The 25,113-nt window shown below is 34.2% G+C and carries 25 protein-coding genes and 1 tRNA gene; 16 read left to right on the forward strand and 10 right to left on the reverse strand.

Translation table 11 applies throughout. The annotated features are described in order from the left end of the window. Positions 1-44: 44 nt before the first annotated feature. The 6 genes from LY01_RS06220 to aroC all read right to left on the reverse strand — a co-directional run bounded on the left by LY01_RS06220 (position 45) and on the right by aroC (position 7,033). A complete protein-coding gene (locus LY01_RS06220; RefSeq protein WP_104514964.1) occupies positions 45-878 on the reverse strand; it encodes an N-formylglutamate amidohydrolase in 834 nt (277 codons plus the stop codon). A 214-nt stretch (positions 879-1,092) separates the two neighbouring features. Then, a complete protein-coding gene (locus tag LY01_RS06225) occupies positions 1,093-1,971 on the reverse strand; it encodes a hypothetical protein (protein WP_104514965.1) in 879 nt (292 codons plus the stop codon). Continuing rightward, positions 1,971-3,809: a hypothetical protein gene (locus LY01_RS06230; protein WP_146080372.1), complete on the reverse strand. Its 1,839-nt coding sequence runs from the start codon at positions 3,807-3,809 to the stop codon at positions 1,971-1,973. Before LY01_RS06230 ends, LY01_RS06225 begins: the two co-directional genes overlap by 1 nt. 103 nt (positions 3,810-3,912) lie before the next feature. Further along, a complete protein-coding gene (locus tag LY01_RS06235; protein WP_104514967.1) occupies positions 3,913-5,364 on the reverse strand; it encodes a dicarboxylate/amino acid:cation symporter in 1,452 nt (483 codons plus the stop codon). A gap of 90 nt (positions 5,365-5,454) precedes the next feature. Continuing rightward, positions 5,455-5,967, reverse strand: coding sequence for a hypothetical protein (locus LY01_RS06240; protein WP_104514968.1), 513 nt, complete (start codon positions 5,965-5,967; stop codon positions 5,455-5,457). Between the two features lies 1 nt (position 5,968). After that, positions 5,969-7,033 (reverse strand): chorismate synthase, encoded by a 1,065-nt coding sequence (aroC, locus tag LY01_RS06245; protein ID WP_104514969.1) that lies wholly within the window; start codon positions 7,031-7,033, stop codon positions 5,969-5,971. A 71-nt stretch (positions 7,034-7,104) separates the two neighbouring features. Between aroC and LY01_RS06250 the strand changes: the two genes are divergently transcribed. From LY01_RS06250 to LY01_RS06260, 3 genes are all read left to right on the forward strand, one after another. Next, the gene (locus LY01_RS06250; protein WP_104514970.1) at positions 7,105-7,875 is read left to right on the forward strand and encodes a hypothetical protein; all 771 of its coding nucleotides are present in this window, start codon (positions 7,105-7,107) and stop codon (positions 7,873-7,875) included. A 109-nt stretch (positions 7,876-7,984) separates the two neighbouring features. Beyond that, positions 7,985-8,449 (forward strand): energy transducer TonB, encoded by a 465-nt coding sequence (locus LY01_RS06255; protein ID WP_104514971.1) that lies wholly within the window; start codon positions 7,985-7,987, stop codon positions 8,447-8,449. Between the two features lie 2 nt (positions 8,450-8,451). After that, positions 8,452-9,243: a chorismate synthase gene (locus LY01_RS06260; RefSeq protein ID WP_104514972.1), complete on the forward strand. Its 792-nt coding sequence runs from the start codon at positions 8,452-8,454 to the stop codon at positions 9,241-9,243. A 136-nt stretch (positions 9,244-9,379) separates the two neighbouring features. Here LY01_RS06260 and LY01_RS06265 read toward each other — a convergent pair. Next, positions 9,380-9,453, reverse strand: a tRNA-Arg gene (locus LY01_RS06265). Positions 9,454-9,584: 131 nt separating this feature from the next. Between LY01_RS06265 and LY01_RS06270 the strand changes: the two genes are divergently transcribed. The 3 genes from LY01_RS06270 (at position 9,585) to LY01_RS06280 (ending at position 11,492) form a co-directional block, all read left to right on the forward strand. Next, complete coding sequence (locus LY01_RS06270) at positions 9,585-10,472, forward strand: phosphatase PAP2 family protein (RefSeq protein WP_104514973.1); 888 nt, start codon at positions 9,585-9,587, stop codon at positions 10,470-10,472. A 65-nt stretch (positions 10,473-10,537) separates the two neighbouring features. Continuing rightward, on the forward strand, positions 10,538-11,137 hold the full coding sequence (gene folE / locus LY01_RS06275; protein WP_104514974.1) for a GTP cyclohydrolase I FolE: 600 nt from the start codon (positions 10,538-10,540) through the stop codon (positions 11,135-11,137). 52 nt (positions 11,138-11,189) lie between these two features. Continuing rightward, a complete protein-coding gene (locus LY01_RS06280; RefSeq protein WP_104514975.1) occupies positions 11,190-11,492 on the forward strand; it encodes a hypothetical protein in 303 nt (100 codons plus the stop codon). Positions 11,493-11,525: 33 nt separating this feature from the next. On the opposite strand, the gene msrA is transcribed toward LY01_RS06280, so the two are convergent. Next, positions 11,526-12,053 carry a peptide-methionine (S)-S-oxide reductase MsrA gene (msrA, locus tag LY01_RS06285; protein WP_104514976.1) on the reverse strand — a complete coding sequence of 176 codons (528 nt, stop codon included), beginning with the start codon at positions 12,051-12,053 and terminating at the stop codon, positions 11,526-11,528. Positions 12,054-12,166: 113 nt separating this feature from the next. On the opposite strand from msrA, the gene LY01_RS06290 reads away from it, so the two are divergent. From LY01_RS06290 to LY01_RS06335, 10 genes are all read left to right on the forward strand, one after another. Beyond that, on the forward strand, positions 12,167-14,620 hold the full coding sequence (locus LY01_RS06290) for a DUF5916 domain-containing protein (protein ID WP_104514977.1): 2,454 nt from the start codon (positions 12,167-12,169) through the stop codon (positions 14,618-14,620). A gap of 20 nt (positions 14,621-14,640) precedes the next feature. Next, the gene (locus LY01_RS06295) at positions 14,641-15,300 is read left to right on the forward strand and encodes an ABC transporter ATP-binding protein (RefSeq protein ID WP_104514978.1); all 660 of its coding nucleotides are present in this window, start codon (positions 14,641-14,643) and stop codon (positions 15,298-15,300) included. After that, positions 15,301-16,068 carry a TIGR02757 family protein gene (locus LY01_RS06300; RefSeq protein WP_104514979.1) on the forward strand — a complete coding sequence of 256 codons (768 nt, stop codon included), beginning with the start codon at positions 15,301-15,303 and terminating at the stop codon, positions 16,066-16,068. It abuts the gene before it with no gap. 74 nt (positions 16,069-16,142) lie between these two features. After that, complete coding sequence (locus tag LY01_RS06305) at positions 16,143-17,345, forward strand: sensor histidine kinase (protein ID WP_104514980.1); 1,203 nt, start codon at positions 16,143-16,145, stop codon at positions 17,343-17,345. Between the two features lie 48 nt (positions 17,346-17,393). After that, entirely contained in the window at positions 17,394-19,295 is a 1,902-nt protein-coding gene (locus tag LY01_RS06310; protein ID WP_104514981.1) for a vWA domain-containing protein, read from the forward strand. Continuing rightward, the gene (locus tag LY01_RS06315; RefSeq protein ID WP_104514982.1) at positions 19,292-20,542 is read left to right on the forward strand and encodes a dihydroorotase; all 1,251 of its coding nucleotides are present in this window, start codon (positions 19,292-19,294) and stop codon (positions 20,540-20,542) included. The genes LY01_RS06310 and LY01_RS06315 overlap by 4 nt, the downstream gene beginning before the upstream one ends. Further along, a complete protein-coding gene (locus LY01_RS06320) occupies positions 20,535-20,897 on the forward strand; it encodes a hypothetical protein (RefSeq protein WP_104514983.1) in 363 nt (120 codons plus the stop codon). The genes LY01_RS06315 and LY01_RS06320 overlap by 8 nt, the downstream gene beginning before the upstream one ends. A gap of 5 nt (positions 20,898-20,902) precedes the next feature. After that, positions 20,903-21,577, forward strand: coding sequence for an alpha/beta hydrolase (locus LY01_RS06325; RefSeq protein WP_104514984.1), 675 nt, complete (start codon positions 20,903-20,905; stop codon positions 21,575-21,577). Between the two features lie 32 nt (positions 21,578-21,609). After that, positions 21,610-22,206 carry a hypothetical protein gene (locus tag LY01_RS06330; protein WP_104514985.1) on the forward strand — a complete coding sequence of 199 codons (597 nt, stop codon included), beginning with the start codon at positions 21,610-21,612 and terminating at the stop codon, positions 22,204-22,206. Between the two features lie 9 nt (positions 22,207-22,215). Continuing rightward, the gene (locus tag LY01_RS06335) at positions 22,216-23,532 is read left to right on the forward strand and encodes a DEAD/DEAH box helicase (RefSeq protein ID WP_104514986.1); all 1,317 of its coding nucleotides are present in this window, start codon (positions 22,216-22,218) and stop codon (positions 23,530-23,532) included. Positions 23,533-23,794: 262 nt separating this feature from the next. Here the strand turns inward: LY01_RS06335 and LY01_RS06340 are convergent, their stop codons facing one another. Both LY01_RS06340 and LY01_RS06345 read right to left on the reverse strand, forming a co-directional pair. Then, complete coding sequence (locus LY01_RS06340; RefSeq protein ID WP_104514987.1) at positions 23,795-24,310, reverse strand: hypothetical protein; 516 nt, start codon at positions 24,308-24,310, stop codon at positions 23,795-23,797. Beyond that, positions 24,307-25,110 carry an MBL fold metallo-hydrolase gene (locus tag LY01_RS06345; RefSeq protein WP_245890649.1) on the reverse strand — a complete coding sequence of 268 codons (804 nt, stop codon included), beginning with the start codon at positions 25,108-25,110 and terminating at the stop codon, positions 24,307-24,309. Before LY01_RS06345 ends, LY01_RS06340 begins: the two co-directional genes overlap by 4 nt. Positions 25,111-25,113: the final 3 nt, after the last annotated feature.

Genomic DNA, 25,113 nt, shown 5'->3' on the forward strand with positions numbered 1-25,113 from the left:
TTCGCGAAAGCGGAACAGTAAAACAACTTCTCGTTATTTAAATATTAATAAGCATCATGTCTATCATAAAAACGATGGGCATGAGCTTTTATATAATATTTGAAAAGATCTTGTATAGAATGCACCACTTCTGGATAAATTTTTCCAGACGTTTCATTACAGTAAATTTTTGCCACATGTGTCGTTAATACTAAAGAATTTAATGAATTTGCAGTTACGTATCTCGAGAAGTAACCATTTCCTTCAAAAACATCGTTTATCTTACACACTACTTTTTGATCTATAGGTAACGACATTCCATCTAAAATATCCTGCCATTGCGTTATAGCGGTGCCATATTTTTCTTTATCGACATTACTAGTACCTATGTTAAAAACAGGCACTACTCTATCCCATCTCTTATAATTATAAGAATGTAAATCATAAAAAACCGTACTCCCGAATAGTTCTTCTAGCTTTACCATAAGGGTGAGCACTACCTTATAAAAATTATCATGTTTACGGATGGATCTATCATGTTGATCTGAATTTAACGGTTTTCTCCAAACATTTTTTCCCAAAGCTGTTTCATAAATAGCATCTTGTGGGTGTCTGTTTAAGTCATACTCAAATCTACTATCTAGAGCTATTAAAGTTATAGGTAAACCAGCTATCATCTGCCCAGTACTAGGGTCTTCTTCATACCAGCGCTCTTGATTATTGAGCAAACAATTATCCCATAGATTTTGTGAAAAATGATGACCGTTATTAATCGCAGCACAAGCATATGGTACGTAGTCATCTATCTTTATTGAAAAAGAATAATCATCTACTACGGCATGGAATATTTCTTCGTTTTCAATTCGTTCTATGATTTCAAGAATAGATAATTTAACCATGTAATGAGATGCTATGAGGGTTTTAAATATATATTAACTAATAAATGGTCTCACTTTTACAAAAAAGCAACAGACCGATAAATAATGATATAAGTAAAATTAACCCTTTTAAGGATTTGTTTTCATAAGATGCATTAAATCTAAGAAGGAATTAACATAATTCATGAATAATCATTTCTTTCTCATAAAATACGATTAGAAAAAAGAATTTGGATTAATTACCTAATACTTCTATGTTGTCTATGTAAAAGAATTCATCACCAGCCCAATTTTGAAATTGAACTCTTATCACTAAAGAAGAACCACTTAAACCGGTAAAAACAACGGTGTCATTTGGGAAATATGGAGCACTACCAGCACCACCGCTTACATAATAAGGTAGCAATGTATGATTTACATTACCATTACCGTTAAAGTCAGTTATGGTAACAAAAGGACTATTATCTACTGAATAAGATACGTTGACATAGTCATTTACCATATTGGTATCGTCAGTTGCATGTAGAGAGGGATTATATTCTAGTGTACCTGATCCACTAATGTCTAGGCTAAAAGAAATATTTGAATACCCAGTAATATCTATAGACTGCGTATCAAATTGTATAGGTCCATTAGTATCATTTGCTTCTAAAACACCAGATTGAGTTTCTACATAATCTGATGACGCTAGGCTCCCCAAAACATCATTGAGAATCCATTTAGACACTGACGAAGGATAATCACCTGAACCACCAGAACTATTAATACCTGTGCCATCTACATAACTTTCAAAGTCTTCAGAATAAAGTATGACTGGGTCTAAATTTAAACAGTTGATTTTTTGCCATACATTTTGAGTACCGTCATAAATTTCTAAACAACGAACTCCACTAGGGTACGTCACAAAAAGCAGAGTACCTTCTGACTCAATAGTCGTTAAAACTAAACTTTTCTGTGCTTCTAGTATGCTCGGAATTAACAAACCGCCAAAATTGATGGTGTTATTACTATCAATATCTAAGACAGTTGAAGGGTGAGGTGAATCTGTATTCACTCCAACCTGAGCTGAGATCATGAAAGGTATAAGGATAAAAAGAGTTTTAAAATATTTCATTATTGATAAAGTCTAAAGTTATCAAAAGCGGCAAGGTCACTACCACCATTAAATCTACCGTACATAACAACACTAAAGGTGGTTACTGTCGCAGGAATATTAACAGTAATCGTTCCTTGTAAGTCAGTATCACAACCAGCGCAAATATTTATCTCACCCTGACTTACTCCATCATAAAATAACTCGTAGCCATATCGGTCTGCTCCAGCGTTTAAATCTTGTGATTCATAATCAAAACTAAAAATAGGATTAATTGCGCCAGAAACATCTACATCTGCAAATGTTAATGTATGTAGAAAATCACCACCTCCAATATTATTATTAAGATCCCGCATACCCCAAAAATTATTATTTAAAGTAGATATAGAGGTCATAGAATTTACAATATCCCAGACATCCTCACCCACATGATATGCATTAGGAGAAACGGTGTATCCCCAATTAACATTAGAGTCAAAATCTTGATTCATTTCCACAAATAATGGTATCTCATCATCAATTATTGTAAATGTAGTAGAAGCATTAGTGCCTATCTCTGCACTTATTCCTCCACTTATATTTTGTAAATCTAAGATTACAGTTTCATCTCCCTCTGACAATAAATCATTAGTAATAAAAAAATCAACTTGTTGAGAGGTAGAGCTACCAGCAGGAAAGGTTAAGGTTATAGGAAAGGTCAATGACGTACCTAGTCCATCAGTATCATAATCAGTACCGTTAACAGCAGTTGAAGATCCATTTAAAACAACCTCTACTGATGTAGCTGTCATACTAGACGGATTTATTATATCCACATCTATAGAACCTACAAGTCCGTCTTCAGTCTCAGAATAAGCAATACTATTAAATTGAACCTGAGTAGCACTATCGTCATCGTTCATTGTAATAGTATGAGATGCATTAGTACCTATTATCGTATTAATTCCTCCTGACTGATTCTGCATATCAAGAATCAAAATTTCATCTATAGCATTTTCATCATCTGCATAGGAGTATATGTCAAAGCTTATCGTTGTTGCACCTGCTGGTACAGTAACCGTAAAAGGATAAGAAGTTACAGTATTGCTATTATTATCTATGTCATAATCGACACCTAATATACCTATCGTACTACTAGAATTAAGGTTCAGTTCTACAACAGTATCTACAGAAGGACTTGGGTTTATTACATTTATAGTAATAGTAGTGACATCATCTTCTAACAAATTAGTAGATACAGATGCAAAATCAATTTCTGTCTGTTTAAATTCAATCTCTCTATAATCACTTAACATTTCTACACCAGGACTAGCTCCAGAACTTGCATAAGGAGTAATTCCTAAAGAGATAAAGAAACCACCATCTGCAGCTACAGTTGTATAATTAAGACTAGTAGCACCAACTATAGCAACCTGATTAGTTCCACTCACGTCATCTGCACGATACCATTGAAAGACAGAACCTGATTCTGAATCATTTTCTCCATCACTATAAGAATAACTACCATTTAAACTTTCTCCTACTTCTAAAACTCCTGTATAATCAACACTCGATGCTTCTGGCACTTCATTCATACAGTACCAATTCATCCATTGACTTCTTGTTTCATCAAATATCTGAACGCAACGTATGTTTCCGTCCTTAAGATATATCATCAAACCGTCAGGTATAGGTGTTGCTATAGTTGCTCTTTGAGCGATGGTAACAGTCGGTAATTTTAAACCTCCATAAACACCACTTTCTATTTCAGAATTGATATCTAGAACAGCGGCTGGATCTGGAGTTGCGGTACCTATTCCTACCTGTGCCATTAATAAATGAGACAGCAATAAGGTGGTAATGAGTATTAATCTATTCATCTTATGAGCTTTAAGAACTATAAATATAGCTTTTAAAACTCATAAACACATGAACTATATGTTACCTTATTGATAAATAATTAACAAAGCGTTAACAAAATTATTATGAAGTGACCTCGTTTAGATTATCATCCCAGTCTTTTACTTTGGGTTTACCAAATTTACCGAGTGACTTTGCTACTACTGACGCGACTGTGGCATCACCAGTGACATTTACTGTTGTACGCAACATGTCGAGAGGTCTATCTACAGCAAAAATTAATGCTAGAGCAACTGGTAATAAGTCGCTAGGAAAATCAATTGATTCTAGCACGATTACTAACATAACCATTCCAGCACCTGGTACGGCAGCACTACCTATAGATGCTAGCAAGGCAGTTAAGACAATTGTTAACTGTGCACTCAAAGATAGATCAATACCCAAGGCCTGACACACAAATACGGCTGCAACTGCCTGATAAAGACTCGTACCATCCATATTAATGGTGGCTCCTACCGGTAGCACAAAACTAGCAACCTCTTTCTCCACACCCATATGCTCTTCTACACGTTCCATAGTAACTGGTAATGTAGCCGCGCTCGAACTAGTTGAAAAGGCAAGTAATTGTGCTGGTGCAATTTGTTTTAAGAACCACAATGGAGATTTTTTAACGTAAAGCGCAAAAATCACACAGTAAACCACTATCATTAATACTAGACCAGCCACTACAGTAAGTGCATAATAAAGTAAAGCAAGAAGCACCTCTGGATCGTCTGACGTTACTACTACTGTCGCTAATAATGCAAATACAGCAAATGGAGCAAAAAGCATGATAAGATCTACCATTTTAAGAACAACATCATTTAAACTATCAAAAAAGTCTTTTAACGGTTGTGCTCTTTTCTCTCCTATTAATAGCATAGAAATCCCTAAGAATATTGCAAAGAAAATTACTTGCAACATGAGACTATTGTTAGACATCGCAGCAACGGCATTGCTAGGTACCATATCAACCAGCGCTTGCAATGGCCCAGCATCTTTTTGAGCTGCAGCAGTCGCTAGTTTTCCTTGAATATTTGAATTACCCACATACGTAGCACTAAGATTGTCTATAGTTTGTTGAGAAATTCCTTCTCCTGGTTCAAAAACGTTTACTAACACAAGACCTATAGAAATAGCTATTACCGTGGTTGCAATATATATAACCACAGTACGCAATCCCATATTACGGAATTTTGCAATATCCTTAAGGTCGGATATTCCTTTTATAAGAGATGCCAGAATTAATGGTACAGCTATTAATTTAAGAAGGTTGACAAAGATTTTACCAAAAGGCTCTATCCAACGACTAACAAAATGACGTGCATTAGAAATATAAACATCTTTAGCTGGTATAATAGATTCTGTAGTAATAATTTTACCATCAACGATACTATTCTTAATATCTACCTTTGAGGCAATAGTTTTAACAAAAATTTCTTCTTGTCCCCAACCTAGTTGCATAAGAATAAACCCAAATGCGATTCCGAGAATCATTCCTATTAATATCTGCCAGTGTAATGCTAATTTCTTCATGTAAAGACGTCTTCTTTTTTTCTATGTGGTGTAATATACTTAAAGTTTTTGTGGTGTTTCCGCTTTCGCGAAAGCGAAACTAAAACTATCTTAATCTAACAAATTGATTATCTGCTTTCTAAGCAAAATAACGAGTAGTCCTATGAGTAAATAAAAAATATCATAGGTAATGTCATAAGTGACTGATCCTGAATAAAAGTCGTTTAAATATAAATCGTTAGTGCTGTGAGAAACATCACTTTGAAACTTTTTAAATACCCAATGCAAGAAATCTGGAAGTACATCAATGATATTCATCATTCCCAAAGTGAACAAAATCACTTCAAATATTTTTTCTGTTTTCACAGCTCCTAGTGTGATCTGTGTAGTATCAAAACCTTTATCCAATTTTAAAACAGTTATAAGCTGGTCTACAAACACAAAAAAAACAAAGTAAATAACTATACTGACTAACAATAAGGATGCAGCCATTAATAAAATACTCATTGTGTTTTCACTTTCCATAATAGGAAATACTAATGAAAACAAACTGATAAACACGTAGAATAAACTTACTACCCCTATACTTTTAAATACTAATCTAAATAAATCTCGTACCGACATATTAAATTTTTGATGTACGTGCTCTCAAAAAATGATCTGCAAGAACTAAGGCTGCCATAGCTTCTACAATAACTACAGCTCTAGGCACCACACATGGGTCGTGCCTACCTTTACCTTGCATCTCTACTATATCACCATTAGAATTAATGGTTTCTTGTGATTGCATAATAGTTGCTACTGGTTTAAAAGCTACTCTAAAATAGATGTCCATACCGTTAGAAATACCACCTTGTATACCACCACTTAAATTAGTTTTGGTCGAACCGTCTGTATTATAAAGGTCGTTATGCTCACTACCTTTCATTTTTGCACCGCAAAAACCACTACCGTACTCAAAACCTTTTACCGCATTTATGGATAGCATCGCTTTTCCTAAATCTGCATGTAGTTTATCAAAGGCTGGTTCTCCTAATCCTGCCGGTACTCCTTGCACAACGCAAGTTATAGTACCACCTATGGTATCTCCTTCTTTTCTTATTTGGAGTATTCTTTCTTCCATAGCTTTTGCAGTAACTGGGTCTGCACAGCGTACGATATTGTTTTCAATTTCTGAGAAGTCAAGTGCTTGATAAGGTTTATCAATAAAAATATCACCTACACTACTAGTGAACGCAGTCACTTTAATTTGTGAAAGCATTTGTTTTGCGATAGCACCTGCTACTACTCTACTAGCCGTTTCTCTAGCGCTGCTGCGACCACCACCGCGATAATCACGATGTCCATATTTATCTTCATACACCTTATCTGCATGACTAGGTCTAAAAGTATCTTTTATATGGGAATAGTCTTTTGACTTTTGGTTCTCATTTACAATCTGAAAACCTATAGGAGTTCCTGTAGTTTTCCCTTCAAATATTCCCGAATAAAACTGCACCGTATCGCTTTCTTTGCGTTGTGTAACAATTTTACTTTGTCCTGGTTTGCGTCTATCTAGATCGTATTGAATTGCTTCTAGATCTATATCTATTCCTGCTGGGCAACCATCTATAACACCACCTATTGCAGCGCCATGTGATTCTCCATATGTTATAACGGTAAAGTTTTTACCAAAGGTATTTCCTGCCATGTGAGCAAATATAATGCATCAATAGCATTAGCTTTGTAGGTAACAATCACTTTTACATGTAAAATATCTTTATGAAAAACATTCTATTTATAATTGTCGCTGCGATACTTCTACTACCGTCTTGTAAATCTAAAAAAGTAGCAACAGTAAATGAGGTTGTAATTTCTAATTATTCAAAGGCAAAAATGGCTTTATCTTCAGGAGAAATTGACTTAGGTACAGATCTTATAGACAAAGCTCTTCAAGATAATGATCCAACAGAATTAGAAGAATTGTATTACCTAAGAGGTTTTATCTTACACGCTTATGGTAAAACTGAAGACGCTAGAACTTATTATCAAAAGGTTTTAGACATGAATACCACTTATTCCTCTTACTCTAAAAAAGCACAAATACTTCTAGACCTAACTTATGAAGAAGAAGCTTATAAAAAATCAAAGATGGAAGAAGATGAAAAAGAAAGCAACCATGATGATAAACCCATAAATATTGAAGATTTTCAAGTGATAGAAAAACAACCTAGGTTTGAAAGTTGTCCAGATACTACAAATACAGAAATTCAACGATGTACTAATCACACATTACAAAGACACATAAGTAGGAATTATGACAGTTCTATAGGAAAACAATTTGGAGTCCAAAAAAGAACAAGAACCTATGTACTATACTCGGTTAATGAAGAAGGTATAATATCAAATGTAAGAGCACGAGGTTCTAACAAATTCTTAGCTTTGGAAGCAAAAAGAGTCGTTTATAGCATCCCTAAAATGATACCTGGTTTACAAAAAGGAGAACCTGTGTCGGTGCCATATAGCATACCAGTGACCTACGCACCTTATTAATTAAGATAAACAGTTAATAAATTAGGATAAAACCACATGAAATAAAAGCTACACTACTTTTAACTTAATGCTTGCTAAATCTAATATATTTGAAAAAAAATAATAGAAAATGAAAAAAATACTTATAATCGCAACGCTTCTAGTAGGATCAATAGGTTATGCTCAAAGCTCATCCTTAGAAGCATTATCGATGGACAACGTTGATCAAGCACCATTATTTGATAACTGTAAAATAGAAGATTCTAAAAACTGTTTTTCAACTAGCATTACAAGTTTTATCAATAAAAACATTAATAAAGATCTTGCTAAACAAAGTAACCTTTTAGGAAAACAACGAGTTGTATCTCAATTTTCAATAAATGAAGAAGGTCGTATAGAAGGTATTACTTCTGTTTCTACTCAAGACATTTTGAAAAAAGAAATGAGTCGTGTTTTAAATATGTTGCCTACTTTAAAGCCTGCTATGAAAAATGGTAAAGCAGTAACGGTAAGTTATAGTGTACCAGTAGAGTTTGCTTCAAAACTAGACTTCCCCATCTCAGCTCCTAATCCTAATAAAGTTCAAAACAACTAATTATGTTCAACAAAATCCTATTTGCTTTTTGCTTAATAGCTGTCATATCATGTGATTCTAGCGATGATAATGACGGCAACATGACTAACACAGACTTTAATTATTTTCCACTGTCTGTTACAAATACATGGAATTTTGAAATAACAACAGGTACAGACACACCTTCTAACGAATCCCTTACGGTAGAGACAGTCTCTGGTACAGAGTTCACACTTACATCAGATCCCACTGATCCTGCAGGATTCATGACACGTATTTTAAGTGGTGGAGCTTTAAAGGATGAAAACGGTACTTTAATAGGCAATGGAAACATTGACTTCGGCTTACAAGGTTTAAGTAATTTTAATGTAGCTATTGTAAATGGTACCTTATATGATCAAAATGCAAACGTTAACACTGAGCTGTTCTCAACAACTGGTACTACCTCACAAACAGTAGATGTTTATGATCTAGATATCACGTATCAAGTTAGAACTGTACAACAGGCAGATGTAGCTCAAATGGTAGTAGAAGGTGTTACTTATAGCGATATTATACACTCACAACTTATTATCAACGCAACAATATCTACAGATGTAACAATAGGTAATTTTACTCAACAAGTACCTTTATTAGATCCTCAAGACGTTATAGTTGTAGATAATTACTGGTCAAAGGACATAGGTTTAATAAAATCAGATAATCAACTAGATTATGAATTAAGAGATTATTCAACTTTAGGTCTTACGTTACCAGTACCACAAAGTGCTAGTATTTTAACAACTCAAAATTTAACGACTTACACAGTTCAATAAATCAGTTAATTTTTATAAAAAAGTGCTATTGTCGATAAAAAACAAAAGCACTTTTTTTATGCTTTATAAGAAAAGATTAAGTAGGAAATTGATATAAAGCAAAAAACGTCCTTACAATTAAGTAAGAACGTTTTTGTGAGCCCGATAGGATTCGAACCTATGACCGCCTCCTTAGAAGGGAGGTGCTCTATCCAGCTGAGCTACGAGCCCTAATGCTTAAATTATCTCTAAGCGGTTGCAAATATAATACTATTTTATAAAGTGCAACAATAAAAATGAAAAATAAAAATGACTTAATTCGCATAGGTTAATAACTACTTGAATTACTTAATTTTGCATCTATGAATTTTTTGAAAAATATTTTTACGTTAGTGCTATTATTGGCTGTTTCCAGTCTTTATTCGCAAAATTTCAAGCCAGATTCTTATACAGCTGTAGATGTAGAAGAAATGAATACATGGCAATTACTTAAATACGATGGTCTTAATGCACTTAATGGTGTTGGCTACTCCTATCTGAGACCTTTTAATTGGCAAAAAAATGACTTCTATAGAGCTGGAGCCACTGGATTATTAGTTGGTGGTCTTTATACATTTGATAATGAATCTAGTGATTACTTTAGAAGACAAGAAAAAGACATCCCTACTTACATCAAGGATTTTGGTTGGTACTTTGGTAGTCCACAAAACAATTATGGTGTTACTGCTGGTATTTATGCTTACGGATTAATAACTAAAGACCCAGAATGGAGACGTACTGGTGTCTTAATGATATCTAGCGCAACAGCTGGTGGACTTTTACAACAAATATTAAAGACATTAACAGGAAGAGCTAGACCAGAAACTGATCTAGGGAGAAATGAATTTAGACCATTTTCAGGAGAGTCTGGTTTTAGATCATTTCCATCTGGGCACACTGTACTTGCATTTACCACAGCTTATGCCCTAGCAAAACATTTTGATAACCCATTTGTAAAAGCTGGTATTTATACGGTAGGTCTCATATCGCCAGTATCTAGATTATGGGCAGGAGCACACTTTTTAACAGACGTAGTTCTTAGTATGGCTATTACTATTGCTACTGTAGAAGCTGTAGACAGGTACTTAGATACTAGAAATGGATATGGTGAGAAAAGGTACGGTACAGGTAAAACTGGCCAGAATCCAAAAAAAATGGTGTTTAACATAACAGCCACCACGAACACTTTAGGTGTAACTTTAAATTTTTAAACGTTTAACATCTCAATTATTTAGTTAAACGATTTTGGATTAACTTTGAATCATATATCAATATTATGGCGCCATATAGAGTTTTTGAAGAGTATAACATTAAGATCACCGAAGAGATTCAGGACAAGTATCGCGACGTTATTAAAGAAATAGGAGAAGATGTAACTCGAGAAGGGTTAGTTAAAACTCCTGAAAGAGCTGCCAAAGCAATGCAATTTCTAACGTCTGGTTATGATATAGACCCAGCTGAAATCCTTAAAGGAGCCATGTTTGCAGAGGATTACAATGACATGGTAATCATTAAAGATATAGAGTTATATTCTCTATGCGAGCACCACATGCTGCCTTTCTTTGGTAAAGCGCACATTGCTTATATACCTAATGGACATATCGTAGGGCTTTCTAAGATACCTCGTATAGTAGACGTGTTTGCACGTAGATTACAAGTACAAGAAAGACTTACTCACGATATATTAGAGTGCATTGATAAAACATTAAAGCCGCAAGGTGTAGCTGTAGTAATAGAAGCTTCTCATATGTGTATGATGATGCGCGGCGTACAAAAACAAAACAGCGTTACTACCACTAGTGGTTTCAGAGGTCAATTTGAAAAAGTAGAAACGCGTAGCGAGTTTATGAACCTAATTAGCTCAAAATTACACTAAAACCTCTTTTTGGAACGTTATTTGACTATACACTAGTATTAAATTCAAATATATGTTTCAATCAAAACGTTCAAAATTAATTGCTAGTATTGTATTAGACCTAATTGGTATGGCATCTGTACCACTAGGGTTTACTGAAATACTGGATTTAGGTTGGGCACCCATTGCAGGTTATTTAATGACCAAATTATATCCAGGTAAATCTGGAGTAACAGCTGGGGTACTTACAACCATAGAAGAATTAATGCCAGGTATGGACGTGATTCCATCATTTACCATAATGTGGTGTTATACTTACCTGATCAAATCAGGTGTAGAAAAAGAAGAAAACGTCATAGATGTAGATCATTCATAATAAAAAAGCTCCATAAAGGAGCTTTTTTTTATTTTACACTGCGAGCTCTTTAAAGCCATCCATTAATTTCTTAATCTTAGGATCTATAATCACCTGACAGTATCGTTGATCACGATTATTATTGTAATAATCATTATGCCCTTCTTCGGCTAGATAAAACTCAATTGCAGGTGCTATTTCAGTAACAATAGGATCGTCAAATGTAGAAGATGCATCGAGTTCTCTAACCAGCTCTTTAGCTATTTTCTCTTGCTCTTCATTTACATATAGAATAGCACTTCTATATTGTGTACCTACATCATATTGTTGCCTATTTAAAGTAGTAGGATCATGAGTAGCCATAAATACTTGTAATAATTCTTTAAATGAAACTATATCATTGTTATAAGTTATTTCAATAGCCTCTGCATGACCAGTTCTTCCTTGCATCACCTCTCTATATGGAGGGTTTTTAATAAAACCACCACAAAAACCAGATCGCACCTGCTCCACTCCTTTCACTCTTTGAAAAACGGCTTCGGTACACCAAAAACATCCACCTGCTAAAATCGCTTTTTCCATCATCCTTTTTTTATTTACAATTTACAACCAAGAGCTCAATTTTTACTTTAATTAACAAGTCTTTAATGAATTCATTTTTTGTAGTCCTTAGATTTGCTTTTTGTTTAAATTTTATGAGTAAAATTCATTATTTTTTCTTTGCAATCCTTTTTTGTTCCGCTTTCGCGAAAGCGCAATCATCTACAGCAACCTCAGACTCTCTAGTAGTTAAGAGAAAAACGTACCATGCCACAAGAGTTACAACTACACCTGTTATTGATGGGAATCCATTTGAAAGTTTTTGGGACCCTATTCCTGTAGGAAATAATTTTATAATGACAGAACCTACTAATGGTTTAAAGGAAAGAGATACTCATAAGACAGAGTTTAAAATAGCCTACGATGATAACGCTTTATATGTTGCTGGCTTTTTATATGATAATGATGCACAAAATATTGCGAGACAGTTCTCTCAAAGAGATGATGTAAACGCACAAGCAGACCTTTTTGGATTCTTTATAAATACCTATAACAATCAGATTAACCAGACTAGGTTTTATGCAACTAGTGCAAACGCCCTAGGTGATGCCATTGCCGAGGGAGATCGTGAGGATTTTAGTTACAACGTAGTTTTTCAATCAGAAACGAGTATTAATGAACGTGGATGGTATGTAGAAATGAAAATCCCTTATCGCACCCTACGTTTTCCAGAGGTAGATATTCAAAACTGGAGTTTTCAAATATTTAGAAAAATACGTTCTATTAATGAAGAATACACTTATAACTTTCTAGACATAACAAAAGGTGTAGGCACACAATATGATGCTTTACTTACTGGTGTAGAAAAAATCGATCCACCGTTAAGATTAAACTTGTATCCTTATGCTTCTATTATTCACGATAATTTTGATGGTAATTCTACCACAGAATACAGCGCAGGAATGGACCTTAAATACGGTATAAATGATGCATTTACCTTAGATGCGACACTTATTCCTGACTTTGGACAGGTTGCGTTTGATCAGGTAAGGCTTAATTTAGGACCATTTGAACAAGCCTTTGGGGAGAACAGAGCATTTTTTAATGAAGGTACAGACCTTTTTAATAAAGGAGGCATATTTTTCTCACGTAGAATAGGAAAAAGACCTAGTGGATCTGGCAATCTAAATTTACAAGAAGATGAGTCTGTGGTTGAAAACCCTAGTAAAGCACAATTGCTTAACGCTATTAAAATTACGGGAAGAACTAAAGGTAGACTAGGTGTAGGTTTTCTAAATGCCATTACCGAAAAAACTGAAGCCATAGTAAACAACGATCTCGACGGTACTACTCGTAAAGTGGTAACAGAGGCGCTTACTAACTATAACATGTTAGTACTGGACCAACAGTTCAGTGCAAATAGCTCTATCTCTCTAGCTAATGCCAGCACCATAAGAAATGGAAGTTTTACTGATGCAAACGTGACCGCTATTGTCCTAAATCACAACGATAAAAAAGCAGCAAATAATTATGGTACTGAGTTAAAAATGAGCAATCGTTTTACACCTACCGGAACAGATACAGGTTATCAAGCTCAGGCTACATGGGAACGCACAACTGGTAAATGGAGGCCCTTTTTAGGTTATTATTATACCGGTGAAAACTGGGATCCTAACGACCTAGGTATAAACTTTGAAACCAACTCTAGCATTTTTGCAGGAAATCTAGATTACGTTCAATTTACCCCACAAGGTATTTTTAACAGATATGAATTAAGAACGAGAGTTAGACACCGTAGACAGGCCAGTCCAGATTTACATTTAAACAGTCAGCTTACCTTTAACCCTTTCTTTTTCACACGTGAGCGTCTTGCCTTCGGTGCTACATTTGATATTACAACTAGAAATTTAAATCAATTTGAATCTAGAATTCCAGATCAAATTGTTCGTTATAATTCTTCTTACTATACAAGCGGTTTTATCTCTACAGATTATCGTAAGAAACTCGCACTAGACATGAGCATATCTAGATTTAAAAGATTTAACGACCTAGAACACAGTTATGATTTTGATCTAAGCCCTAGGTATAGATTCTCTGACAAATTTTTACTTATCTATAATTTTAATTGGGATAAGAGCGATAATAGATTAAGCTATGTAACCATAGATAACGATCAGGCCATAATGAGTAGAAGAAACACACACTCTGTGGAAAATAGAATTTCAGGGACGTATAACTTTAATAACAAGCAAGCATTGAGTCTTTCTTTTAGAAACTTTTGGTCTAAGGCTAGATTTAATCGTGATTTTCTAGAACTACAATCAGACGGTACAAGTGAAGAAAGCGATTATGCTCTAGACGAAGGTGTGAATCCAGATGCAAATTTTAATATTTGGAATCTAGATCTATCCTATTCTTGGAGATTTGCACCTGGTAGTGAAGCTACATTATTATACCGCAATAGTATCTTTAATCAAAATGATCAAGGAACCATTTCTTATCAAGAAAGTCTAGACGATTTATTAAAGCAACCTACTAGAAATAATGTATCGTTGAGAGTTACGTATTTCTTAGACTTTAATAATGCAAAAAAATGGTTTAAAGCATAAAAATCCATTACTTTGTACTTATGATTAAAGCAACACAGATTTATAAAAGTTTTGGAGATTTACAAGTATTAAAAGGTGTAGATCTAGAGATAAAAACAGGAGAGATAGCTAGTGTTGTAGGTAGCTCTGGTGCAGGTAAAACAACACTACTGCACATATTAGGTACACTAGAACAACCAGATTTTAAACCAGGTAGTAGCCTAGAAATAGACGGCACTGACATTATAAAATTAAAAGGAAAACAACTCAGTAAATTTAGAAATAATTCTCTAGGCTTTATATTTCAATTTCATCAATTATTACCAGAGTTTACGGCATTGGAGAACGTATGCATTCCAGCATATATTGCAAATACCGATAAGGCTGCCGCAGAGAAAAGAGCCAAAGAACTTCTATCCTATTTAAAACTATCTGATAGATTTAATCATAAACCTGGAGCACTTTCTGGTGGTGAACAACAACGCGTGGCAGTAGCTAGAGCATTGATCAATAATCCTAAAGTTATTTTTGCAGACGAGCCTACAGGTAATCTAGACAGTGCAACTGCAAATGATCTTCACCAACTCATATTTCAACTGAGAGAAGAATTGAATCAGACTTTTGTAATCGTCACACATAACGATGAACTTGCAAACCTTGCAGATCGTAAACTAGTAATGAGCGATGGTAAATTTTTATAAATGAATCGTAAAGAACTTAAAGAATTTCTAGATATAAAAGTAGAGCAATACAACACGCCAGATTTTATACCGCACGATCCTATTCAAATTCCTCATCTTTTTACCGATAAGAAAGATATAGAAATTGCTGGCTTTTTAGTCGCTACCATCGCATGGGGAAATCGTAAATCCATAATCAACAATTCTAACAAATTGATGGAATTGATGGATCATTCTCCAGCAGATTTTATAAAGAATCATGAAGAAAGTGATCTCGATAGATTTGATGGTTTTGTCCACCGCACTTTTAATAGTGAGGACTGCAAGACCTTTATGCGATCTCTACAACATATTGAGAGTAAGTATGATGGTTTAGAGCACGCTTTCGCGAAAGCGTATCTAGAACAAAACAATTTACAAAAAGCGATCTCACAATTTAAAACCATCTTCTTTGAGGTAGATCATTTGCAACGTACACAAAAACACGTGAGTGATCCCATGAAAAATAGCAGTGCAAAAAGGATCAACATGTACCTGAGATGGATGGTGAGAAAAGATAATGCAGGTGTTGATTTTGGGATCTGGGATTCTATACCTATGAGCGCACTTTCATTACCACTAGATGTACACACTGGTAATGTAGCTCGTAAACTCAAGTTATTGAAACGCAAACAAAACGACGCAAAATCTGTCGCAGAGTTAGATAAAGTATTGCGCAAGTTTGATCCAGTAGATCCTATAAAATATGATTTTGCATTATTCGGCCTAGGAGCATTTAAAGAATTGTAGGAAAAAAGAATTTATTTTCATCATATTTTTAATTAATAAGACTAACTTTGATGTAATCTGTTTAATCTAATCATATGGTAACTGCTCCTTTACATCCTAAAGAAGATGAACGTATTGCATATTTGGAGTCGTTTCATATAGAAACAGATCGTGAAAAAGTACTGGACGAATTAACCGAACTAGCCTGTAAACTTACTAAGGTACCTAAAAGCCTTATCTCTATAGTAGATAAAAACGAGGTGTGGTTTAAATCACAAAACGGACTAAAATTAGACAGTTCTCCTAGAGAATTAAGTTTTTGCGCCCATGCCACCAGTATGGACGAAGACAACTTTTTTTACATAGAAGATGCTAGCAAACATAGCGATTTTAAAGACCTTCCTTATGTTAATGTAGAGAATGGTGTTAAGTTTTATGCAGGTGTACAACTTAAAGATAGCAACAACTTACCACTAGGTACTGTTTGCGTTCTAGATGATAAACCTCATAGTCTAGATGATTCTCAAAAACAGTCCTTAATCATGATAGCAGATCTGGTTATGAGACAGCTAGAACTCAACAAACGAAATACTGATCTCTCAGAAAAAACTCGATTATTAGAAGAGAATAACGAGATGCTTAGAAATTTTGCTCACGTAGTTTCTCACGACATGAAAATGCCACTTGCAAATATGATACTTACTAGTGATGTGATGTCTCATAAATACAGCGATATTTTAGATGCAGATGGTAAGCGATATTTGAAAACGATAAAAGACTCTGCTTTTTCTATGAGTCATTATGTAGATAATATATTGAGCCATTATGAAAGTGATCAACTAGCTATAGAAGAAAAAGATCAATTTGATATTTACTCCATTATTGAAAAAGTAGAAGAGTTGCTAGGTCGTAAAGATGATATTCAAATAGTATTTCCAGAAGATAATCTGGTTATATATAGTAATAGTGCTGCCATAGAACAAATACTTCTTAATCTTATAGGCAATAGTATTAAGTACAACAACAGTGACCTTATAAAAATTCAAATTCTAGCTACAGAAACGCCTAAATATTATCGTGTTGCTGTAAAGGATAACGGTATAGGGATTCCTAAGGATAAGCAAAAAGACATCTTCAAATTATTCACTACTCTTAATAAAACAGACCGTAGTGGTAAAAAAGGTAATGGTATAGGGCTTTCTACTGTTAAATTACTAGTCGATAAACTAGGCGGTGTTATTAAATGTGATTCTCAAATTAACTGTGGAACTACCTTTATATTTACCGTAAGAAAATAGAGGCTTTTTTAAGCAAAGGCAGTATCTTTGATATTGCAATTTCTATAGATGTTATTTAAAAACCCAATAATTCTTTACGGCCTATTTTTTCTAATAGTTCCTATTATTGTTCATCTTTTTCAACTGAGAAAATTCAGTAAAGTCTCTTTTACTAATGTTGCTTTTCTTAAACCGCTTATTTCTCAGACTAGAAAAAGTCGTCAACTTAAAAAATGGCTTACTTTACTAGCTAGATGTGCTGCTGTTGCTTGTATAGTTATAGCATTTGCCCAACCTTTTTTACCTGGTAGTAAAACTGCTACTCAAGAAAAACAGACTGCTATCTACCTAGATAACTCCTACTCCATGCAGTTAAATGGAAAAAATGGAGAGTTATATAAAAATGCAACCAGCCAGCTATTAGAAAAATTACCTGCAGACAAAGTCTTTACACTTTTTACTAATGACAAAGTATTTGCACATACTAACAGACAGCAAATTACTAACGAGTTGCTTAGTAACAACTACTCTAGCACTGTCCTTTCATTTGATCAAATACAGCTTAAGGCTGCTTCTTTACTAGACGATAAAAACGCGGTCAAGGAAATAATTCTTATATCTGATTTTCAAAACAGTACGGCAACTGATTTTCCTGACACACTTAAAAATGTAAAAAGAGAACTGGTTAAATTAGAACCTCAAGAAATCAATAATATTTCTATAGACACTGCATTTATAGTTAGCCAGGCTAGTAACAGTATTAAAATACAAGTAGACCTTAGATCTAATTATAAAATAGAGCAACCAGTTACCGTATCTCTAGATAACAATAACATTCTACTAGCAAAAACATCTACCGTATTAGAAAATAATAAAGGGACTGTGATTTTTGAAATTGAAGCTAATGAGCCTATTACAGGAAGAATATATCTAGAAGATCAAGGTCTTAGCTATGACAACGAGCTTTTTATAAGTACAGGATCTAAAAAGAAAATCAAGGTATTGAGCATCAATGGTGCCGACTCTAATTTTTTAGACAGACTGTATAGTGATCAGCAATTTGATTACACCAGTGTTAAGGAAAGAGATGTCAACTATAATTTAATTAAAGAACAGAACATCGTTATTCTCAATGAAGTAATCAATCTACCAGCTAGTCTAAGTAAAGAGATCAACTCATTAACTAACAAAGGTGGCTATCTAGTACTAATACCGTCAGATAAAGCAACGGCTAATTATACTTCTATAGGTTTACCTGGTATAGAGTTTAATGAGATTTCCAAAAAAATAACCACCATTAATTTTAATCATCCATTATTTAAAGGTGTGTTTAATAAACGTATATCTAACTTTCAATATCCTAATGTAAATAGTGTCCTAAAAAGTACTAACGCGCTAGACCCTATTTTAAAGTATGGAGATGGCAGTAGCTTTTTATACAAGAATCAAAATACTTATGTATTTACTAGTAGCTTAAATGTAGAGAACAGTAATTTTCAAAACTCGCCGCTTATAGTTCCAGTTTTTTATAACATGGCTATTAACGCGTTACCGGTCCCACAGCTGTACTATGAACTAGATAATAATAATGAGATTGCTATTAATACCGCAGTTAATCAAGATGATATTTTGAATCTTTCTAATGAGTCTACTCAAATCATACCTAGACAGCAAGCGTATGATAATTATGTTTTACTTACCGCTGGTAAAGAACTATCACTTTCTGGTAATTACAATGTGACGGTTAAAAATGAAAACATTTCTACCTTAAGTTTTAACACAGCTAGGGCAGAAAATCAACTAAAATATTACTCTGATGCAGATTTAGGTAACAACCTATTAGAATCTATAGACGATTTGCTGTATAAACTCAATCAAGAAGAGAATATTCTTTCCTTGTGGAAATACTTTGTTATGGGAGCATTATTCTTCCTTATTTGTGAACTATTGATTTTAAAGTTTGTAAAATGATATTACTAAAGAACGCTACAATTATAGACGCTACTTCTACCCTAAATGGTAAAAAGCGAGATGTCCTTATCAAAAATGGTAAGATTGAAAAGATAGCGTCGTCTATAGAAAATAGTGACGCAAAAATCATTCAAAAAGACAACCTACATCTTTCTATAGGATGGATGGATACCAGTGTGAGTTTAGGAGAACCAGGATTTGAAGAAAGACAGACACTCAAAAATGGTATCAAGGCTGCCGCTGCAGGTGGTTTTACAACTATAATGCTCAACCCAAACAATCAGCCTAATCCACAAGATCAATCTGGTGTCATGTATTTAAAGAATGTTACGGCAAATCAAGCAGTGAGCATTTTACCTGTAGGTTCTTTTACTCTACATCAAGATGGAGAACACCTTGCGGAATTGTATGATATGCAAAAAGCAGGTGCCGTTTCATTTTATGACTACAAACATGAGGTGACTAATGCAAATCTTCTTAAAGTAGGACTTCAATACACTTCTTCCTTTAACAGTGTCGTACAGTCTTATCCTCAAAACAAAGACATTGCTGGAAAGGGAATAGTAAATGAAGACTTAGTAAGTACCAACCTAGGTCTCAAATCCATGCCCAGTCTAGCCGAAGAATTACAGATAGCCCGAGATTTGAGAATAGCAGCCTACACAAAAGGTAGATTGCACATCCCTACCGTAAGTACTACCGAAGGTTTAAAACTAATCAAGGAATATAAAAAGTCTTCTAAAAATGTAAGCTGTAGTGTGTCTATACATCATCTTACTTTGTCAAGTAATGAATTAGAAAGCTTTGATGCTAACTTTAAATTACAACCACCACTAAGAGATGATAAAGAAGTAAAGCAACTACAGAAATTCCTAAATTCTGACGTGATAGATGTAGTGACCAGCGACCATATGCCGCTTACTATAGAACATAAAGATCTAGAATTTGATAGAGCAACTGCAGGTACAATAGGAATGGAAAGTGCCTTTGGCGCTTTAAATAACTTAATTGCTACAGATAAAGCTGTAGAATTATTAACTAACGGTTACACTGTCTTTAATCAAGATAGACCACAAATAGAAGAAGGACAGATAGCAAACCTTACTATTTTTGAACCAGATACGAGTTATACCTTTGAAAAAAGCAATATTGTTTCTACATCAAAAAACTCGGCATTTTTAGGTAAAACTATGAAAGGAAAGGTAATAGGAATTATCAATAATAAAAAAGCCCTCTGGAATGAGTAAAAATCCACCAGCAAAAAACCTAGCCATATTAGCTTATGCCAGCGCTATATTTCTATACATTCATTTTATAGTATTCGTTGCCGTTTTCGGAATTGCCGTTATTCTTAATTACAATAAAGGAAACAAATTTGCCAGCTTTCACATAAGACAAATGTTCGGTATAGGGATTATTGCAGTAATCATTTCTGTATTTTCTGGAGCCATACCAGAAGACCAACTATTACTACCGTTAATTATCATAACCATGATGGTTTTACTAGCTCTATTAGGTCTAGTAAGCGCATTGCGCAATCAACAAGATTTATTACCATACATAGGAAAGTACTTCCAAGAATGGTTCAACTTTATTAAATAAAAACAGTGAATACTTCTCTTACTTTACAACATATCACACGTCCTGCACGCAAAGAAAACGCTCCTTTACTCCTACTACTTCATGGTTATGGTAGTAATGAAGAAGATCTATTCTCATTTGCGCCAGAGATAAGTGAAGATATTTTTATAGTATCTGCACGCGCTCCATATGACATGCAACCACAAGGCGCCGCGTGGTATGCCATTAATTTTGACGCTGCAGGCGGCAAGTTTAGTGATAACGACCAGGCTAGAGAGAGCATGATGAAAATCAATACTTTTCTAGAAGAATTAAAAACAACCTACTCTATCGACCCTAACAACATGAACGTGTTAGGCTTTAGTCAGGGCGCGATACTTTCTTATGGACTTAGCCTTTCTCAACCAGGCTTATTCCGCAATGTTGTGGCGATGAGTGGTTATATTAATGAAGATATTATTGCAGGTAGAGATGGATTAGGAGTACGCTTTCGCGAAAGCGAGATCAAAACCAACTATTTCATATCACATGGAACCGTAGATCAAGTTGTACCTTATGAATGGGCAAAAAAAGCACCATTGCTTATGGAGGAAATAGGTGCGGGATATGTTTTTAAAGACTACCCAATAGGTCACGGTGTTTCTAGAGATAATTTCTATGACATGAAGGAGTGGCTCGAAACTAGGGTTTTGAAAAGTTAAGTGATAATTACTAAAAGCAATGAGATATTGAGATGACCGAATTTAAAGCAACAGGAAATAAAAATGATAAATTAAAATGGGTTATCTATATCGTATTAGGTATAAGCCTTTTAATATTTATTTTTAAATATCCTGAATGGCATCTTATCTTCAAACTTATAATTTCAATTCCTATAATAATTAATTTATTATTTGATTTTTCTTATTTAAATAAAGAAAAGCATATCATATCTGAATTGAATTTTACCGATACCGAAATTGTAATTAGAGAAAAAAAAACAATTACCATTAAATATTCTGATTTAAAGTACTCAATTAGAAAAAGGAAGTTCGATAAACAAAAAACAGAAATTGAATTAAAAGCTAAAAAGTTTTTAAAATACAAAACGATAGGCAGGATACATATTAAGAATTGGGACCATATATTTCAAATTGAAAAAGAACTAGAAAATAATCGCGTCTTAAGAACTGAATGGAAACCTAAGACCCTTTGGGGTAAATATTGGGGCATTTTTATTGACTTACTTTTCTTTGCAACCGGGCAAGATGATCTAGGAATGCTTGAATATCAAGAACGTTCTGAAAAGGAAGCTACAGAAAACCCCATTGAAAAAGAAAACAATTTTTAAAATTTAACAATGAACAATTCCATAAAATCACGTCAGCAAATTCTAGATAAATTAGGAATTGTTTCACTTAACGATATGCAGCAACAGGCGCATAGCGCAATCACAAACCATAGAGATACTGTGATTATCTCTCCTACTGGTACTGGAAAAACCCTAGCGTTTTTACTGCCAGTTATAGAGTTATTAAATCCATCGATTACAGAAGTACAAGCCTTAATTCTGGTACCTTCTCGTGAGCTTGCTATACAAATAGAGCAAGTTATAAGAGAAATGGGAACTGGTTATAAAGCAAATGCTATCTATGGAGGCCGTGCTGGAGCAAAGGACAGAGAAGATTTATCACATACTCCTGCCATTCTAGTAGGAACTCCTGGTAGAATAGCCGACCATTTACGACGTGAGACCTTTGATCCTTCTTTTATTAAAACACTTATTCTAGATGAATTTGATAAATCTCTTGAGACAGGTTTTGAAAAAGAGATGAAAGAAATAGTATACGCACTACCTCATGTAGGGCGTAATATATTAACTTCTGCAACTTTTAAAGCTGAGGTACCTTCATTTGTCGGTCTACAAGATCCACAGGTTTTAAAATTTGAAAAGAAAACCGATAGTGTTCTACAAATTAAAACTCTAGCATCTGATTCTAAAAATAGATTCTTAAATCTAGAACAAATCATTGCTCGTACTAATAAAGGTAACGGTATTATATTCTGTAATTTTAAGGATTCTATTGAAGAGGTAAGCGAATTTCTTAATGGAAAAAACATATCTCACTCTGTATTTTATGGTGGTCTAGAGCAAAGAGACCGTGAACGTGCTTTGATAAAATTTAGAAATGGTACGCACCAGTTATTACTAGCAACAGATCTTGCGGCTCGTGGTATCGATGTGCCAGAATTAGATTTTATTATCCACTTTGAATTGCCTTTTCACAAAGAAGAGTTTACACATAGAAACGGTCGTACCGCTAGAATGCATGCAGACGGTACCGCTTATATCTTACACAATAAGAAATATAAACTACCAGATTACATAGAAAATAGTACTCCATTAGAATATTCAGAACGCTTAAAAGTAGACCAAGTACAAAAATGGGAAACCCTATTTATTTCTGGTGGTAGAAAGGATAAAATATCAAAGGGCGATATCGCTGGTTTATTCTTTAAACAAGGTAATCTAGATAAAAATGAGTTGGGTAATATCGAGTTGAAACAGGACTGTGCTTTTGTAGCCGTTCCTTTTGAAAAAGCATACCAACTTTGTCAAGATCTAAATAACTCTAGGATTAAGAAGCGTAAAGTGCGTATTTATAGGCTGGATTAAAAGATCTAATAGATAACCATATTTAATTAGTACTGAGAAAACGGATTTGTAAATAGTAAGTCAAAACAATTAAAAACACTCCCATAAAACCATTGTGGAATCTATCTAGTGCTACAATTCTTTTTTTGATTCTAAAAAGACGCAAGAAATTATCGAGTATCGATGGTAATCCCTTATAAGTAGCGTAAAAAAAATACAAACTGAATAGAATAAAAAGTATCTGTAAAAGTCTGTAATTCATAAATGGATTTTAAATACCTACCTACTTCCTATTTCTATCATACAAAACTGAAGATACCGTTTCCATGGTTACATTTTTATCTACGTCAAAGTCGTAGCGTATAAGCACATCACCCCAGCGATCGTTATCAGTAAAGTTAGCCAGTACCCATTTATGATTGATAAATTTTGTGTCTATAATTCTAAAACCACGACCTTGTCCTTCATATGGTACCAAAGGGTTGCCATTAGGTTTTACGTTTAGATCTAAAAGCTCTTCACCTATTATATATTCCACCTCTTCTGGTGTAAGTCCTATGTTGTATAAGTAATTCTCAGCTTCTGGGTTTCCTTTAAGAGAAAAAACAGAATTCTCATAATCTACTTTGTACGGTACAGACTCTGCTTCTTTTCTAGCTTGGTCTTTTTTATAAACCTCAGTTCTCAGACTTTTTACTTGACTTTCTAGTTTTTCTTGATACTTTCTACCATTTACATAGATAACTAGTGCTATAAGTGACGCAAAGATGAACAGGTATAAATAAATGCTTTTTTTCAATGTGATATAATTTGAAGGTTATCGTATGCCAAAAATACATTTTCAGGAAGTGTTTTCTCTACTTCTTCATGAAAACCTAAGTGATGGCTTATGTGTGTAAAGTAAGTACGTTTAGGTTGCAATTCCCTTACTAATTCTAATGCTTCTTCTAGATTAAGATGTGTCGCATGCTCTTCTTCTCTCAACATATTGAGAATAAGAACGTCTAGATTTTTAAGTTTCTCTTTTTCGCCTTGAGCGATAGTCTTAACATCTGTCATGTAAGCAAAATTGCCTATTCTAAATCCATGAACTGGTATATAACCATGGTCTGCAAGAACTGGAGTCACCTGAATACCATCTATAAGGAAAGGCTCATTTTCAAATTCATGAACATCTAGGGTTGCTACACCTGGATATTTATTTACCGTGGTAAAAATATAACTGAAACGCTCTTGCAACGCTTTATGAACGCGTGCTGTCATGTGGCATTGTAAATTACCTTGTCTAAAATAAAAAGGTCTTAAATCATCTAGCCCAGCGGTATGGTCTGCATGTTCATGAGTAAAAAGCAGTGCGTCTATACTAGAAATACCTTGAGTAAGCATTTGCTGACGGAAATCTGGACCACAATCTATTATAAATCGTTTATCATTTACCTCTACCATCGCACTTACCCTAAGACGCTTGTCCTTAGAATCCTTACTTAAACACACTGGATGTGAGCTACCTATAACAGGAATACCTTGTGAAGTCCCTGTTCCTAAAACCGTAATTTTTACTTCCATAATTGTTTTATAAAAGTATTGATATTTTTTCATTTA

The sequence above is a fragment of the Nonlabens xylanidelens genome, assembly GCF_002934445.1.
GTDB lineage: Bacteria > Bacteroidota > Bacteroidia > Flavobacteriales > Flavobacteriaceae > Nonlabens > Nonlabens xylanidelens.

Excerpts from the sequence above, each read along its gene's own strand:
- LY01_RS06240 (WP_104514968.1), bottom strand. The coding sequence starts at position 5,967 with ATGTCGGTACGAGATTTATTTAGATTAGTATTTAAAAGTATAGGGGTA.
- LY01_RS06315 (WP_104514982.1), top strand. The coding sequence starts at position 19,292 with ATGATATTACTAAAGAACGCTACAATTATAGACGCTACTTCTACCCTA.
- LY01_RS06295 (WP_104514978.1), top strand. The coding sequence starts at position 14,641 with ATGATTAAAGCAACACAGATTTATAAAAGTTTTGGAGATTTACAAGTA.
- folE (WP_104514974.1), top strand. The coding sequence starts at position 10,538 with ATGGCGCCATATAGAGTTTTTGAAGAGTATAACATTAAGATCACCGAA.
- LY01_RS06305 (WP_104514980.1), top strand. The coding sequence starts at position 16,143 with ATGGTAACTGCTCCTTTACATCCTAAAGAAGATGAACGTATTGCATAT.
- msrA (WP_104514976.1), bottom strand. The coding sequence starts at position 12,053 with ATGGAAAAAGCGATTTTAGCAGGTGGATGTTTTTGGTGTACCGAAGCC.
- LY01_RS06290 (WP_104514977.1), top strand. The coding sequence starts at position 12,167 with ATGAGTAAAATTCATTATTTTTTCTTTGCAATCCTTTTTTGTTCCGCT.
- LY01_RS06320 (WP_104514983.1), top strand. The coding sequence starts at position 20,535 with ATGAGTAAAAATCCACCAGCAAAAAACCTAGCCATATTAGCTTATGCC.
- LY01_RS06260 (WP_104514972.1), top strand. The coding sequence starts at position 8,452 with ATGTTCAACAAAATCCTATTTGCTTTTTGCTTAATAGCTGTCATATCA.
- LY01_RS06270 (WP_104514973.1), top strand. The coding sequence starts at position 9,585 with ATGAATTTTTTGAAAAATATTTTTACGTTAGTGCTATTATTGGCTGTT.
- LY01_RS06225 (WP_104514965.1), bottom strand. The coding sequence starts at position 1,971 with ATGAAATATTTTAAAACTCTTTTTATCCTTATACCTTTCATGATCTCA.
- LY01_RS06220 (WP_104514964.1), bottom strand. The coding sequence starts at position 878 with ATGGTTAAATTATCTATTCTTGAAATCATAGAACGAATTGAAAACGAA.
- LY01_RS06300 (WP_104514979.1), top strand. The coding sequence starts at position 15,301 with ATGAATCGTAAAGAACTTAAAGAATTTCTAGATATAAAAGTAGAGCAA.
- LY01_RS06335 (WP_104514986.1), top strand. The coding sequence starts at position 22,216 with ATGAACAATTCCATAAAATCACGTCAGCAAATTCTAGATAAATTAGGA.
- LY01_RS06345 (WP_245890649.1), bottom strand. The coding sequence starts at position 25,110 with ATGAAAAAATATCAATACTTTTATAAAACAATTATGGAAGTAAAAATT.
- LY01_RS06330 (WP_104514985.1), top strand. The coding sequence starts at position 21,610 with ATGACCGAATTTAAAGCAACAGGAAATAAAAATGATAAATTAAAATGG.
- LY01_RS06255 (WP_104514971.1), top strand. The coding sequence starts at position 7,985 with ATGAAAAAAATACTTATAATCGCAACGCTTCTAGTAGGATCAATAGGT.
- LY01_RS06235 (WP_104514967.1), bottom strand. The coding sequence starts at position 5,364 with ATGAAGAAATTAGCATTACACTGGCAGATATTAATAGGAATGATTCTC.
- LY01_RS06310 (WP_104514981.1), top strand. The coding sequence starts at position 17,394 with ATGTTATTTAAAAACCCAATAATTCTTTACGGCCTATTTTTTCTAATA.
- LY01_RS06250 (WP_104514970.1), top strand. The coding sequence starts at position 7,105 with ATGAAAAACATTCTATTTATAATTGTCGCTGCGATACTTCTACTACCG.
- LY01_RS06230 (WP_146080372.1), bottom strand. The coding sequence starts at position 3,809 with ATGAATAGATTAATACTCATTACCACCTTATTGCTGTCTCATTTATTA.
- aroC (WP_104514969.1), bottom strand. The coding sequence starts at position 7,033 with ATGGCAGGAAATACCTTTGGTAAAAACTTTACCGTTATAACATATGGA.
- LY01_RS06280 (WP_104514975.1), top strand. The coding sequence starts at position 11,190 with ATGTTTCAATCAAAACGTTCAAAATTAATTGCTAGTATTGTATTAGAC.